Here is a 14,842-nt window from a genome sequence, read left to right on the forward strand (position 1 = left end):
AATACCTCATAAATAATGAATAAAAAGCATCTATTGTTAGTAATTTGGGTTGTTTGCGTTGCTGCCATGTTGGGCTCATATTGGGAAAAAGATACTGTTAGTATAAATGAAACAGTTGATTCATATATAAAAAACATAAGTGAAAAAATAAACGTAAGCATTGTGTTATGTGAAATGCTGCGAAAACAGATGGAAATTAACTTACAATCCAGCAATAATTACAATCAAATTTCAATGCCAAAAAATAACAATAGCTCATCAGAGAATTGGCATTTTAAAATAACACCTCACAATAATATTACTGGCGGAATGATTAGTGGTCTTGGTTCTTATGAGAAGTTAGATGCTGATATAAAAAATGAAGCAAATGCTGCAGCATCTCTTAACATTGACGTAGGGAATGGCTACTTTACAAAATTATATTCATGGATTTACTACACCTCAAAAAACTCATTCGTTTATATCGCTCCATATTCATCTAAAAAAGAGGTTAGCACTTATTACTTTAATCCTGGCATGTACACCGATCCATTCTGGAGTTTAATTACACCAGAAAACAATCCTGAACGTGAAGTAAAAATCACAACACCCTATATTGATATTGCTGGAAAGGGGCAGATACTAACAGTTACAGCGCCTGTTTATAATAAAGATGAATTCAAAGGGGCTATATCACTTGATCTCAATCTCGATTATATAAATAAAATAGTCAAAAGCAATGATAATAATTATCACGTAACAGTTTTTGACAAGAATAACAAAATTATAATTTCCAGTGATAATGACATTTCCAATAAATATATTTCCTCTATAGTTAAAAATAAAGGTGGAATTTATTCCAACCATACTAATAAAGAGATCTTAAGCGGCGTACTCTATATTGAGCAATATACAACTCTACAAGAAAAAATCATCAGGGTAATAACTCAAGCAGGATTACCAATAGGTATTATAACATTTATTGTTTTTTCTTTTATGTTCCTCCAATCGTTTTCTCATTATAATTTTCTTTCTAAAAGATATATGCTCCGCGCCATGAAAAAAAATGAATTCATACCTTTTGCGCAAGCTATAATGGACACAAAAAACAAAAAAATCATTGGTTGTGAAATACTTCTTCGATGGAAACATCCAACAATGGGGCTCATTCCCCCAAATACATTTATTCCGGCGATGGAATCAAGCGGTATCATTGTGAAGGTAACGCATCAATTACTTGAAAATGTGCAAAAAATCTTACAAGACAAGGCACATAAACTGCCAAAAGATTTTCACTTATCAATTAATATCTCTCCTGAACATCTAGAAGATCCGGAGCTCGTTACCAAAAGTAGATCATTTAAAGAAAGTTGTAATTCGATAACCACCATATTTGAAATAACAGAAAGAAACTTTAATACTGATGCTAAAATTGCGGTAAAGGGTGCTGTGGCGCTTAAGAATCTAAATATTCTTTTTGCGCTTGACGATTTTGGAACAGGGTACGCCACTCACCACTACCTTCAAAAATTCCCAGTAAGTTATATCAAAATTGACCGTAGTTTTATTAAAATGATTGGTCTTGATGCTATCTCTCACCATATCGTAGAAAATGTTGTCTCATTATCAAAATCACTGAATTTAAAAGTTATTGCGGAAGGTGTTGAAACTGAAGAGCAGGCAAAATATTTGCATGAGAACAACGTTGATTATCAGCAAGGCTATTTGTATCACCGCCCGGTTCCTTTATCCGATTTTTTGGATACATTGGGGGCATAGGAGGGGTTTTACTTCGATACCGCAAAGGATCGATTTCCGACAATTCGATATAATTGCCGGAAATCAAAAAATAATTTTCACACTAAATCTTACGAGCTGGTTCTGATATTTTACAGCCTGACCAGAGCTTCCATGCTCAAAGCTAAGCTAATGTATCAATTTACTCTTAGGGATATTAGACGTCGAGATCTGCCATATCGCCTTTATCCTGCAACCAGTTACGACGATCTTCAGAACGCTTCTTCGCCAGCAACATATCCATGATTGCCATTGTTTTGTCGTTGTCTTCATCGTCAATGGTGAGCTGCACCAGGCGGCGAGTATTTGGGTCAAGCGTGGTTTCACGTAATTGCAGTGGGTTCATCTCGCCCAGCCCTTTAAAGCGCTGTACGTTCGGTTTCCCTTTCTTACGCTTAAGTTGCTCAAGCACGCCTGCTTTTTCTTCTTCATCCAGCGCGTAGTAAACCTCTTTACCTAGGTCGATACGGTAAAGCGGTGGCATCGCGACATAGACGTGACCACCACGAACCAGGGAGCGGAAGTGGCGCACAAACAAGGCGCACAGCAGTGTGGCGATGTGCAAACCATCGGAGTCCGCATCCGCAAGGATACAAACTTTACCGTAGCGCAGTTGGCTCAGGTCTTCGCTGTCTGGATCGATACCGATCGCGACAGAAATATCATGCACTTCTTGTGATGCCAGCACTTCATCCGACGAGACTTCCCAGGTGTTGAGGATCTTACCTTTGAGCGGCATGATCGCCTGGTATTCACGGTCACGAGCCTGTTTAGCAGAACCGCCTGCTGAATCCCCTTCCACCAGGAACAATTCGGTGCGGCTTAAATCTTGTGCAGAACAGTCAGCCAGTTTGCCAGGCAATGCCGGGCCGCTGGTCAGTTTCTTACGCACCACTTTTTTGGCGGCACGCATACGGCGCTGGGCGCTGGAAATAGCCAGCTCAGCGAGTTGCTCTGCAATCTGAATATTCTGGTTCAGCCACAAGCTGAATGCGTCTTTCACAACACCGGAAACAAATGCCGCACACTGGCGTGATGACAGGCGTTCTTTGGTTTGCCCGGCGAATTGAGGGTCCTGCATTTTAACGGAGAGCACGTAGGCGCAACGTTCCCAGATATCCTCAGCAGATAGCTTTACGCCGCGCGGCAGGATATTGCGGTATTCGCAAAACTCGCGCATCGCATCAAGCAGACCCTGACGCAATCCGTTGACGTGAGTACCGCCCTGCATGGTTGGGATTAGGTTGACGTAGCTTTCCGTCAGCAACTCACCGCCTTCCGGGAGCCACAGCAGCGCCCAGTCAACTTGCTCGACATCACCGGCAAAGTTGCCGACAAATGGCTTTTCCGGAAGCGTCGGCAGGCCGTTTATCGCTTCGCACAGATAGTCTTGCAGACCATCCTGATAACACCAGCGCTGCTCGGTGTTGTTCACTTTATCGGTAAAAGTGATCTCTACACCCGGGCAAAGTACCGCTTTGGCTTTCAGCAAATGGCTTAAACGAGAAACGGAGAAACGTGGGCTGTCGAAGAACGAAGCATCTGGCCAGAAGTGAACACTGGTGCCGGTGTTGCGTTTGCCGCAAGTGCCGACCACCGCCAGTTCCTGGACTTTATCGCCGTTTTCAAACGCGATGCTGTAAACCTGCGCATCACGACGCACAGTGACTTCAACACGTTTTGACAAGGCGTTAACAACAGAAATACCCACGCCGTGCAGACCACCAGAAAACTGGTAGTTTTTGTTGGAGAATTTACCGCCCGCATGCAGGCGACAAAGGATAAGCTCGACCGCCGGAACGCCCTCTTCCGGGTGGATATCTACCGGCATGCCCCGCCCGTCATCAATGACTTCTAATGACTGGTCGGCATGGAGAATAACATCAACACGCTTCGCATGGCCTGCCAGCGCTTCATCCACGCTGTTATCAATGACTTCCTGGCCCAAATGGTTTGGACGGGTGGTGTCGGTGTACATCCCGGGGCGACGGCGAACAGGCTCAAGCCCGGTGAGTACCTCAATGGCATCGGCGTTATAACTGGATTGCGTCATGGTTTATTCGTTCAGATAGCGAAACAAGAATCCGACATCAGGCCTTAGTGCAGGCCAAGAAAGTCGACGATCTGTGTGAAATAATCTTCGAAGCCTACAAAGGCGTGATTGCCACCGGATTCTACCGTCTGGCGACAGGGGGTGTAGTAAGTAACCGCCTGGCGATAATCAAGCACTTCGTCGCCCGTCTGTTGTAACAGCCAGATGAGATCTGGCGAATCTAACGGGTCAACTTGCATGACTTTAAGATCGTAAATATGGCGAGACTCTAGCACATATTGCTGCCCGGTGTAGGGGTTCTCGTTGGTGCCGAGATAATCCACCAGCAATTCAAAAGGCCGGACTGCGGGGTTTACCACTACTGCTGGGAGCGTAAAACATTGCGACAGCCAGGTGGCGTAATAGCCGCCCAAAGACGAGCCAACTACACCTAACGGTTCGCCACCATGCTCCAGCACCAACGACTCCAGCAACTCTGCCGCATCGGCAGGATACGGTGGAAGTACCGGTACAATCATATTGATATGCGGATGGTTCTGCGCAAGCCACGCTTTGAAACTGGTGGCCTTGGCTGAACGCGGCGAACTGTTGAAGCCGTGTAAGTAAAGTAGCGTTGACATCAATAACCTTCTGACGCGGTATCAGGGTTAAATACCGCACCCTTCAGCCGGCAAACCTCCGTGGTCACCTCACCGTTTGGATGAAGTTCCAACCAACGCCAACCCGGCTCGATGGTATCGAGTGTGAAGTTGGAGCAGTGAGGTTTGAATTGCACGCAAGTCGAAGGTGTTGCCAGCATGCGCCGACCATTCCAGTCGAGATCTAACTCCTGATGAATATGCCCACACACCAGAGTTTTCACTTTTGGGAATTTTTGCAGTACGTTATCAAGCTCAGCGGCATTGCGCAGGCTATGTTGGTCCAGCCAACTACAGCCCGCAGGGACTGGGTGATGATGTAACAGCAATAGAGTATGGCGTTCAGGCGCACCGGAGAGCTTGCGCTCCAGCCAGTCGAGCTGATAGTCACTCAATTCACCATGTGGAACACCAAACACCTGGCTGTCCAGCAACAAAATTTGCCAGCTATCACCTAAGAAAACTTGTTTAGCCGGGGAAATTCCTGCTTCCAGCAACGAGCTGAACATCGCCGGTTGGAAATCGTGATTACCTGGGAGCCAAACGCAGGGCGCAGGAATCTCCGCGATGCCTTCAACAAAGTGTTGGTAGGCTTGCGCACTGTGATCCTGGGCCAAATCCCCAGTTGCAACGATAAGGTCATAATGACGCTGCTCAGCGAGGATGGCGTCAATAACAGCCTGATAACTCATCCAGGTATTGATACCAAGCAGCGTTTCGTTCTTTCCAGAGAACAGGTGGGTATCTGTAATTTGCAAGATCCTGATCTGGCCCCCACCGGCCACAGGAAGATTTAACAGGCTTTCCAAATGGTGTCCTTAGGTTTCACCCTCACTAACAAACCGGAACCGCCATCGCTCCATGCGCCAAACAATAACGCAGCCAATCGGCTAGAAACTGGTTAATTTGATGCTTTTCGTCGCGTTGATGCAACTTTTTATTAGGATAATCATAACGCGCTTTGAAGCGAAAGATCTGCTGACTTGAACACACTTCCGCGACCATCGCGTCATGATATAGCCTCACCGACATCGATGGTAGGCTCCAGTAGCTAACCGCTGGGGCCGTTTGTTCGATCTGCACAAGAGTTGTATAACGTGTCGACTCAAGAATAATGAGTCGATATTGGGCGCTACTGACCTGATAAGTGACTTTTTCACCTACCTCATCATTACGAGGAAGCAGACGTCGTAGTTGCGCGAAATTGGTTTCGCACAGGCGCATCATTTCCGGGAAGTCAGGTGTGTAGCGCTTCATGTTTAATTGTTCCACTCGGCTCTTAATTTCTCATGATGCAATTGCAGCCAAAGCAGTGCGATGACTGAAGCTGCGTTGTCGATTTTCCCTTCTTCTACTAACTGATAAGCCTGTTCCCGGCTCACGACATGAACACGAATATCTTCGTTTTCATCTGCCAGACCATGTATACCCTGCGCGTTCGAAGCATCAACTTCTCCCACAAGGATAGATAAACGCTCGCTGGTCCCACCCGGACTTGCCAGGTAGTTGATAACCGGTTTAGTTCGACCCACAACCAAACCTGCTTCTTCGACGGCTTCACGGCGTGCAACGTCTTCGACGCTTTCACCTTCTTCAATCATTCCTGCAACCAGTTCGAGCAACCACGGGCTTTCGCTGGTGTCATAGGCAGCAATCCGAATCTGCTCTATCAATACAACTTCGTCTCGCACAGGGTCATAGGGTAGCAGTACTGCAGCGTGCCCGCGTTCTAAAATTTCACGCCGAACCTCACCACTCATTTCGCCATTAAACAGGCGATGGCGGAAGCGATAAAGATCTAGCGAAAAAAAACCGCTATAAAGCGTTTCCCGTGCAATAATTTCAACATCGTTTTTACCTAACGTGACAAGTTGATCTTTTTGCTTAGTCATATTGGTTTCCTGATATTTTTATGGTCATGAAATGTGCGAATTCAAGTTGGTATGACTGCCGTTTCATTTCCTATGTGGTAGATTGATGAAAATTAAGGGCAGATGGCACATTACGCCAAGCTTCCCAGCTGGCAGACTCTGCTAGAATCGGCGATCATTTTCGGCTCTTGTCAGCGCTAACAAACAATTTCTGCTTCACAACAAGGAATGCAAATGAAGAAACTGCTCCCAATTCTTATCGGTCTGAGCCTAACGGGTTTCAGTGCCATGAGCCAGGCAGAAAACCTGATGCAGGTTTATCAGCAGGCACGTTTAAGCAACCCGGACTTGCGTAAATCCGCTGCTGACCGTGATGCCGCATTCGAAAAAATCAACGAAGCACGCAGCCCATTACTGCCACAGCTCGGCCTTGGTGCTGATTATGAATACACCAATGGCTTCAATGATTCGAATGGTATCGACTCCAGCCAAACAAGTGGCTCTTTGCAATTGACGCAAACCATTTTTGATATGTCGAAATGGCGTGCTCTGACCCTGCAAGAAAAATCAGCCGGTATTCAAGACGTCACTTATCAGACCGATCAACAAACGCTGATTCTCAATACTGCGACTGCCTATTTTAATGTGCTGAGTGCCATTGATGCACTGTCCTTCACCGAAGCGCAGAAACAGGCTATTTATCGCCAGTTAGACCAAACTACTCAGCGCTTTAACGTAGGCCTGGTTGCCATTACCGACGTACAGAACGCCCGTGCGCAATACGATAGCGTATTAGCGGACGAAGTGACTGCACGCAACAACCTGGATAACTCAGTAGAAACGCTGCGCCAGGTAACCGGTAATTACTATCCGTCTCTGGCTTCGCTCAATGTTGATGGCTTCAAAACTAATAAACCTGATGCGGTGAATAATCTGCTGAAAGAAGCGGAAAAACGTAACCTGGCATTGCTGCAAGCGCGTCTGTCTCAAGACTTGGCTCGCGAGCAAATCCGCTACGCAGAAACCGGCCATATGCCAACCGTCGGTTTAACCGCTTCTACTGGTGTTGCCAATACGACCTACAGCGGTTCCAAAACCAATAGCGCGCAGTACAGTGACAATGATGCTGGCCAGAATAAAATCGGCCTGAACTTCTCTCTGCCACTATATAGCGGCGGTTCTGTGACTTCTCAGGTGAAACAAGCGCAATACAACTTTGTTGGCGCAAGTGAGCAACTGGAAAGCGCGCACCGTAGCGTCGTGCAAACAGTTCGTTCTTCGTTTAACAACGTGAACGCATCTATCAGCACTATCAACGCTTACAAACAAGCGGTTGTCTCTGCCCAAAGCTCTTTAGATGCTTCGGAAGCAGGTTATTCCGTAGGTACTCGTACCATCGTTGATGTGTTGGATGCGACCACAACGCTGTATAACGCGAAACAACAGCTCTCCAGCGCTCGTTATAACTACCTGATCAACCAACTGAACATTAAGGCTGCGTTGGGTACGCTTAACGAACAGGATCTGGTTTCGCTGAACAGTGCATTGGGTAAACCAGTGCCAACGACCGCTGAAAGCGTTGCTCCAGAAACGCCAGACCAGAACGCTCGTGCAGATGGTTATACAGCCGATACAGCTGCAACCACTGAGCCTGTGACGCCTGCAAAAGCTACTCCAGTCTCAGCAACAAACAAAAAATCAGCTAACCCATTCGGTAACTGATCGGATATTTCGGGGGCATGACAACATGCCCCCGTCACAACTTACGCATCCGAACGTAAGGCAAAGTAAAGATCTCCCTCCAAACAGCCGTCATCGCTTTAATTTCAACCATTCATCCCCTATTCTAAACGCAATATTAGCTTCATTCCTTTGGGCTCAGGACAGAACAATGAAACGGACAAAAATCATAAATCACGCATCGTTCCGCAAAAGCTGGAACGCCCGCCATTTAACGCCAGTTGCACTGGCCGTTACCGCGGTGTTTATGCTTGCCGGTTGCGAGCAAAATGACGAAACAGTTTCCATGTATCAAAACGCGGATGACTGCTCGCAGGCCAACCCTGGTAAAAGTGCTGAATGTACTACTGCCTTTAACAACGCGCTGAAAGAAGCAGAACGTACCGCACCGAAATACGCTTCGCGCGAAGAATGTATTGCTGAGTTTGGTGAAGGCCAATGTCAGCAAGCCCCTGCACAAGCCAGCATGGCAGGTGAACAAGCTCAGGCTCAGCCACAACAAAGTGGCAGCTTCTGGATGCCGCTGATGGCGGGCTACATGATGGGTCGTCTGATGGGCGGCGGAGCGGGCTTCGCGCAGCAACCATTGTTTAGCTCTAAAAATCCAGCGAGCCCGGCTTACGGTAAATATGCGGATGCCACCGGCAAAAGCTATGGTGCAGCCACACCAGGCCGTACGGCTACAGTTCCAAAAACAGCCATGGCGCCAAAACCTGCAACCACCAGCACTGTAACTCGTGGCGGTTTCGGTGACTCAGTCGCCAAACAATCAACTATGCAGCGCAGCAACAGCGCAACAGGTTCTTCTCGCTCCATGGGTGGCTAAGAAATTATGGAAAGAATTGCGATTACTGAGCGCCCGGACTGGCGCGAGAAAGCCACTGAATACGGTTTTAACTTTCACACCATGTATGGCGAGCCGTACTGGTGTGAAGACGCATATTACAAGCTAACGCTCCCCCAAGTTGAACGCCTGGAAGAAGTCACCGCTGAACTGCACCAGATGTGCCTGAAAGTTGTGGAAAAAGTAGTGAGTAGCGATGAGCTGCTGGCTAAGTTCCGCATTCCTAAGCACACCTGGGAATTTGTACGTCAGTCCTGGCGCACTCAGCAGCCGTCTCTTTACTCACGCCTGGATATCGCGTGGGATGGGATTGGTGAACCTAAGCTTCTGGAAAACAATGCCGATACGCCAACGTCTTTATACGAAGCGGCATTCTTCCAGTGGATCTGGCTTGAAGACCAGGTTCAGGCTGGGAATTTGCCTGCGGGAAGCGATCAATTCAACAGCCTGCAAGAGAAGATCATTGAGCGTTTTGCTGAATTAAAACAGCAACACGGTTTCAACCTGGTGCATTTTGCCTGCTGCCAGGACACTGTAGAAGATCGCGGTACTGTCCAGTATTTGCAAGATTGTGCAGCTGAAGCAGAAGTGGCGAGCGAATTTGTTTACATGGAAGAAATTGGTCTGGGCGAGAAAGGCCAGTTCACGGATGTGCAGGATCAGGTTATCAGTAACCTGTTCAAGCTCTATCCGTGGGAATTCATGCTGCGTGAAATGTTCTCCACCAAACTCGAAGATGCTGGCGTTCGCTGGCTGGAACCTGCCTGGAAGAGCATTATCTCCAACAAAGCGTTGCTGCCAATGCTGTGGGAAATGTTCCCGAATCATCCAAACTTGCTGCCTGCTTATTTCGCTGAAGATAACTATCCGGCGATGGATAAGTACGTTGTGAAGCCCATCTTCTCCCGCGAAGGTGCGAATGTGAAGATCATCGAAAACGGCGAAGAAATTGCCCGTGTTGATGGCCCTTACGGAGATGAAGGCATGATCGTGCAGGAGTTCTATCAGTTGCCAAAATTTGGTGACAGTTATGTGCTGATCGGCAGCTGGCTTATCAACGATCAACCTGCGGGTATTGGTATTCGTGAAGATCGCGAGCTGATCACTCAGGATCTTTCGCGCTTCTATCCGCATGTGTTTGTAGAGTAACAATAAAAAGGTTTAGATTTTCGCCTTCGTAGGTCGGATTAGCGTAAGCGACATCCGACATAAATTGGTGGATGTCGCTTACGCTAATCCACCCTACAAAACCCGTTTATCTACCTTTGCAAGCAATCTGAGGCGCGAAATTCGCGCCTTTTTTTATCCGATAACAACAGAAAGCATACTCAACGATCCCATCTCGACACCGTCTGTCGGCAGCGTAATTGGCTCTTTGCCATCCCATGCCCCGAGAACATACAACAACGGCAGGTAGTGATCCGCTGTTGGGTTAGATAACGATCCGCCTTCATGTTCCAGGTAATTAACCAGTGGGTGCTCGGCTACCGGCCCAAGCCAGGTGAGATTGTCTTTCACATATTGGTTAAATGACTCAGCCCATGGATATGGCGTGTTTTCACCGTGCCAGCGCGCAGTTCTCAGGTTATGAACCACGTTACCACTGGCAATCAGCATGATGCCCTGATCGCGCAATGTCGCCAGCTTGCGGCCAATCTCAAAATGCCATGCCGCCGGTTTAGTGCTGTCGATACTGAGCTGTACCATTGGAATATCGGCATTCGGGTACATCTTAATAAGCACGCCCCAGGAGCCGTGATCAAATCCCCAGGCTTCTTTGTCTTGCATCACCGGAACGGGTGCCAGAAGGTCAACTAACTGTTGTGCAAGCGCAGGGGAACCCGGGGCCGGGTAATGGGTATCGTACAGGGCCTGTGGGAAACCACCGAAATCATGGATAGTTTTTGGCGTTTCCATTGCCGTAACACCCGTGCCTTTAGTGAACCAGTGCGCAGATACCACCACAATTGCTTTTGGACGCGGTAAGGTCTCTCCCAAATGGCGCCAGGCCTGGGTATATTGGTTATCTTCCAGCACGTTCATTGGGCTACCGTGTCCTAGGAACAGCGCAGGCATTCGTTGAGTTTTCATGGTGGTGTCCTTTAATCAGGTAATTCAGTTTATGAAAGCTACAGTACGCGCTTTTACGCTATGAAGAACTCAGATAAGCATGATGAAGATCTTCAGGAAATTTGAATGTAAGCGATGTGTAAAGCTTCTCAACTGGCTCTCGATTTTTATCACATCGCCCATTAATATTAATGAGAATCATTATCAAAAGGAGTGATAAATGTCAGTACCCTTGATCCTGACCCTATTAGCAGGGGGAGCCACTTTTATTGGTGCTTTTCTTGGCGTGCTCGGCCAGAAGCCATCAAACCGTGTGCTGGCATTTTCCCTCGGCTTTGCAGCGGGCATTATGTTGCTTATCTCGCTTATGGAAATGCTGCCTGCCGCACTCCACACCGAAGGAATGTCGCCCGTATTGGGTTATGGCATGTTTATGCTGGGTTTGCTGGGCTACTTCGCACTTGACCGCGCCCTGCCCCATGCACATCCGCAAGACTTGATGGACAGCAAACCGCAGCCGCGTAATTTACGCCGCACAGCGTTGTTGCTGACTCTTGGTATTAGCCTGCATAACTTCCCAGAAGGTGTGGCGACCTTTGTTACCGCCAGCAGCAACCTGGAATTAGGCATGGGGATCGCGCTCGCAGTGGCATTGCACAATATTCCTGAAGGTTTGGCTGTGGCAGGCCCGGTCTACGCGGCTACGGGTTCAAAGCGCAAAGCTATCTTCTGGGCAGGGATTTCCGGGCTGGCAGAAATTCTTGGGGGCGTGTTGGCTTGGCTGATCTTAGGCCCGATGATTTCGCCTGTTTTGATGGCAGCAATTATGGCTGCCGTCGCGGGCATTATGGTGGCTTTGTCGGTCGATGAACTGATGCCGCTCGCGAAAGAAATCGACCCGCATAACAATCCGAGTTACGGCGTTCTTTGCGGTATGGCGGTGATGGGGTTTAGTCTGACGTTGCTACAAAGCAACGGAATCGGCTAAAAAAGAAGCCCGGTGTAGAAAAACCGGGCTTTTTGCTTTTTAGCGAGAGTTAGCTGGCTTTGCGTTCATGAGCCTGACGGTATTCCACCAGGTCTTCAATCGTCACAACAGCCATATTGTGCTGGCGGGCAAAGGTGATGCACTCTGGTGCACGCGCCATGCTGCCATCATCGTTGGTCAACTCACACAACACACCAGCAGGTTTGAAACCCGCAAGCGTGACCAAATCAATGGTTGCTTCAGTATGGCCACCGCGAGTTAACACGCCACCAGGCTGAGCACGCAGCGGGAACACATGGCCTGGGCGATTCAGGTCGCTTGGTTTTGCGCCATCAGCAATCGCGGCACGCACAGTCGTAATACGGTCTGCAGCAGAAACACCGGTAGTCACACCGCTTGCAGCTTCGATTGTCACAGTAAACCCTGTGCCATAGGCACTGGTGTTGTTCTCAACCATCATTGGCAATTCGAGTTGTTTACGGCGTTCTTCGGTCAGGCACAGGCAAACAATACCGCTACCGTGGCGAATGGTCAGAGCCATTTGCTCAACGGTCATGGTTTCCGCTGGGAAAATCATGTCGCCTTCGTTCTCGCGATCTTCATCGTCAAGAACCATTACCCCGCGGCGTTCACGCAGTGCTTCAAGAGCATGTTCAACGCGTTGTGTAGGGGTGCCAAATGCAGAAAGGAGCGTCTGATTCATGGTAAAAAAACCTCATTAAAATTATGGTTACCAGAATCAGGGCAGTCTTAGGAGCTATAAAAATAACGTGAGCAGGCTTAAAAGCTTGAGCTTAGTCGTTACTCTCTCCCATCCGGACTTTAACCGTCGGCTCCGGAATTACACCGGATCTGCTGACCTCCAGATTGCTCTGGAGCGCTCGCGGGCTTTCAGCGTTTGCTGATTTACCGCCGGTGGGGAGTTACACCCCGCCCTGAGAATAAGCAGACTTACTATAACGCCGATGATTTTCTCTGGCAACGCCAAACCTTATAACATTTCGGGTTTCTAACGAGCCTAACAGGCATTACAATTAAAACTAATCGCGTATGACAATCCCGTAAGATGATGGAAGCCACTATGATTGACCCGAAAAAAATTGAACAGATCGCACGCCAGGTCCACGAGTCAATGCCGAAAGGGATTCGTGAATTCGGGGATGATGTCGAGAAGAAAGTACGTCAGGTTTTGCAGTCACAGTTAACCCGTCTGGATCTGGTCAGCCGCGAGGAGTTTGATGTGCAGACTCAAGTACTGCTGCGCACCCGAGAAAAACTGGCGTTACTGGAGCAGCGTTTAACCGAGCTTGAGAGCCGTAGCGTTCAGGCACCGGAAGTTACTCCGCCGACCGAACCACAGATGTAAAAAACGCCCCTGACCAGGGGCGTTTTTTATTGTGCTTTGCGGGGCTTATGCGTCGTGGCTTTGAATCTTTTTAATGATGTTTGTGGTTGAGCAACCATCTTCAAAATTCAGCACCATCACTTCACCACCGTTGGCCCAGACTTCTTTACTCCCGGCAATATCATCCGGTTTGTAATCGCCACCTTTGACCAGCAGGTCAGGCAAGATCTCGCCAATCAACCGTTGTGGAGTATCTTCTTCAAACAACACCACCCAATCCACCGCTTCCAGTGCTGCTAACACGATCATGCGCTGATCCTGCGGGTTTACCGGGCGGGTTTCACCTTTCAGGCGTTTGGTTGAAGCATCACTGTTTGCCGCAACAATCAGGCGGTCGCCAAGTTTGCGTGCATTCGCCAGATACGAAACGTGGCCTGCGTGAAGAATGTCGAAAACGCCGTTAGTCATTACGACTTTTTCACCGCGTTTACGCGCGTTCGCCACAGCAACTTTTAACTCAGCTTCGGTCATCACGCCAAAACCTGAATCCGCACGACCACGCACTGCGTTTTCCAGCTCAATTGGCGAAACGGTAGAAGTACCCAGTTTGCCCACCACTACGCCTGCCGCTGCATTGGCAAAGTAGCATGCTTCTTCCAGCGAATTACCCGCAGCAAGCGTTGCCGCCAGTACGCCAATGACCGTGTCACCTGCACCGGTCACATCGTAAACTTCCTGCGCCTGCGTCGGCAGATGGAACGGTTCAATACCCGGTTGCAGCAGCGTCATGCCGTGTTCAGAACGGGTGATCAGCAAAGCAGAAAGATCGTATTCCGCGATGAGCTTCATACCGCGTTCCACCAGCTCTTCGTCGTTCTTACACTTGCCAACAACCGCTTCAAATTCAGAGAGGTTTGGCGTTAGCAGCGTAGCACCGCGATAGCGATTAAAGTCGGTCCCTTTCGGATCGATAAGCACAGGAACGTTTGCAGCACGCGCAAGGCTAATCATATGCTGAACACTTGCCAGCGCGCCTTTTGCGTAGTCAGAAAGCACCAGCGCGCCAATGTGCGGCAAAGCCTGGCTAATACGCTCGTGCAAAGGTTCCGGATCAACACCTTCAAAGCCTTCTTCAAAATCGAGGCGAATCAGCTGTTGGTTGCGGGAAAGTACACGCAGTTTGGTGATTGTCGGATGAGTCGGCACCGAAACGAAATCGCACTTAACGTTCACACCGGCCAGCGTCTGGCTGAGTGCCCGCGCAGCATCGTCGATGCCCGTCAAACCCACCAGGCGAGAATTAGCACCCAACGAAGCAATATTCATTGCCACGTTAGCCGCGCCGCCAGGACGTTCTTCAATGTTATCGACTTTCACCACTGGTACCGGAGCTTCCGGCGAGATGCGGCTTGTAGGGCCATACCAGTAGCGATCCAGCATCACATCACCAACTACCATGACGCCTGCACGGCTGTATTCGGGCAGCGTTACTTTCATTCCTGACTCTCCAGAGAGGG

14 protein-coding genes and 1 riboswitch are annotated in these 14,842 nt (G+C 48.7%); of the genes, 6 read left to right on the forward strand and 8 right to left on the reverse strand.

All coding sequences use genetic code 11. The annotated features are described in order from the left end of the window. The first annotated feature begins 33 nt into the window (after positions 1 to 33). On the forward strand, positions 34 to 1,758 hold the full coding sequence (locus EDF88_RS21570; RefSeq protein WP_166672005.1) for an EAL domain-containing protein: 1,725 nt from the start codon (positions 34 to 36) through the stop codon (positions 1,756 to 1,758). A 175-nt stretch (positions 1,759 to 1,933) separates the two neighbouring features. Here the strand turns inward: EDF88_RS21570 and parE are convergent, their stop codons facing one another. From parE to nudF, 5 genes are read right to left on the reverse strand one after another with little or no spacing between them, the layout of a single operon-like run. Next, positions 1,934 to 3,829, reverse strand: a complete 1,896-nt coding sequence (gene parE, locus EDF88_RS21575) for a DNA topoisomerase IV subunit B (protein ID WP_064516089.1) — start codon at positions 3,827 to 3,829, stop codon at positions 1,934 to 1,936. A 44-nt stretch (positions 3,830 to 3,873) separates the two neighbouring features. After that, positions 3,874 to 4,449 (reverse strand): esterase YqiA, encoded by a 576-nt coding sequence (gene yqiA, locus EDF88_RS21580; RefSeq protein ID WP_064516087.1) that lies wholly within the window; start codon positions 4,447 to 4,449, stop codon positions 3,874 to 3,876. Next, positions 4,449 to 5,276, reverse strand: coding sequence for a 3',5'-cyclic-AMP phosphodiesterase (gene cpdA, locus EDF88_RS21585; RefSeq protein ID WP_064516085.1), 828 nt, complete (start codon positions 5,274 to 5,276; stop codon positions 4,449 to 4,451). Before cpdA ends, yqiA begins: the two co-directional genes overlap by 1 nt. A gap of 25 nt (positions 5,277 to 5,301) precedes the next feature. Then, positions 5,302 to 5,724, reverse strand: a complete 423-nt coding sequence (locus EDF88_RS21590; protein WP_064516083.1) for a DUF1249 family protein — start codon at positions 5,722 to 5,724, stop codon at positions 5,302 to 5,304. A 2-nt stretch (positions 5,725 to 5,726) separates the two neighbouring features. Beyond that, on the reverse strand, positions 5,727 to 6,359 hold the full coding sequence (gene nudF, locus EDF88_RS21595) for an ADP-ribose diphosphatase (RefSeq protein ID WP_064516081.1): 633 nt from the start codon (positions 6,357 to 6,359) through the stop codon (positions 5,727 to 5,729). 207 nt (positions 6,360 to 6,566) lie between these two features. Here nudF and tolC point away from each other — a divergent pair, with 207 nt between their 5' ends. From tolC to EDF88_RS21610, 3 genes are all read left to right on the forward strand, one after another. Next, a complete protein-coding gene (gene tolC / locus EDF88_RS21600; protein ID WP_279586349.1) occupies positions 6,567 to 8,060 on the forward strand; it encodes an outer membrane channel protein TolC in 1,494 nt (497 codons plus the stop codon). A gap of 169 nt (positions 8,061 to 8,229) precedes the next feature. Further along, the gene (locus EDF88_RS21605) at positions 8,230 to 8,904 is read left to right on the forward strand and encodes a DUF1190 family protein (RefSeq protein ID WP_064516077.1); all 675 of its coding nucleotides are present in this window, start codon (positions 8,230 to 8,232) and stop codon (positions 8,902 to 8,904) included. A 6-nt stretch (positions 8,905 to 8,910) separates the two neighbouring features. Then, positions 8,911 to 10,071, forward strand: a complete 1,161-nt coding sequence (locus EDF88_RS21610) for a glutathionylspermidine synthase family protein (protein ID WP_134187169.1) — start codon at positions 8,911 to 8,913, stop codon at positions 10,069 to 10,071. A gap of 153 nt (positions 10,072 to 10,224) precedes the next feature. Here the strand turns inward: EDF88_RS21610 and ygiD are convergent, their stop codons facing one another. Next, the gene (gene ygiD / locus EDF88_RS21615; RefSeq protein WP_134187171.1) at positions 10,225 to 11,013 is read right to left on the reverse strand and encodes a 4,5-DOPA dioxygenase extradiol; all 789 of its coding nucleotides are present in this window, start codon (positions 11,011 to 11,013) and stop codon (positions 10,225 to 10,227) included. A gap of 199 nt (positions 11,014 to 11,212) precedes the next feature. Here ygiD and zupT point away from each other — a divergent pair, with 199 nt between their 5' ends. Next, a complete protein-coding gene (zupT, locus tag EDF88_RS21620; protein WP_064516072.1) occupies positions 11,213 to 11,980 on the forward strand; it encodes a zinc transporter ZupT in 768 nt (255 codons plus the stop codon). A 49-nt stretch (positions 11,981 to 12,029) separates the two neighbouring features. On the opposite strand, the gene ribB is transcribed toward zupT, so the two are convergent. After that, entirely contained in the window at positions 12,030 to 12,683 is a 654-nt protein-coding gene (gene ribB / locus EDF88_RS21625; protein WP_134187173.1) for a 3,4-dihydroxy-2-butanone-4-phosphate synthase, read from the reverse strand. 96 nt (positions 12,684 to 12,779) lie between these two features. Then, positions 12,780 to 12,927, reverse strand: a riboswitch (FMN riboswitch). A 134-nt stretch (positions 12,928 to 13,061) separates the two neighbouring features. Here ribB and ubiK point away from each other — a divergent pair. Next, positions 13,062 to 13,346 carry a ubiquinone biosynthesis accessory factor UbiK gene (gene ubiK, locus EDF88_RS21630; RefSeq protein WP_064516068.1) on the forward strand — a complete coding sequence of 95 codons (285 nt, stop codon included), beginning with the start codon at positions 13,062 to 13,064 and terminating at the stop codon, positions 13,344 to 13,346. A gap of 45 nt (positions 13,347 to 13,391) precedes the next feature. Here the strand turns inward: ubiK and hldE are convergent, their stop codons facing one another. Further along, the gene (gene hldE / locus EDF88_RS21635; RefSeq protein WP_064516066.1) at positions 13,392 to 14,822 is read right to left on the reverse strand and encodes a bifunctional D-glycero-beta-D-manno-heptose-7-phosphate kinase/D-glycero-beta-D-manno-heptose 1-phosphate adenylyltransferase HldE; all 1,431 of its coding nucleotides are present in this window, start codon (positions 14,820 to 14,822) and stop codon (positions 13,392 to 13,394) included. Positions 14,823 to 14,842: the final 20 nt, after the last annotated feature.

Source organism: Buttiauxella sp. BIGb0552, assembly GCF_004366275.1.
In the GTDB taxonomy this organism is placed as follows: Bacteria; Pseudomonadota; Gammaproteobacteria; order Enterobacterales; family Enterobacteriaceae; genus Buttiauxella; species Buttiauxella gaviniae.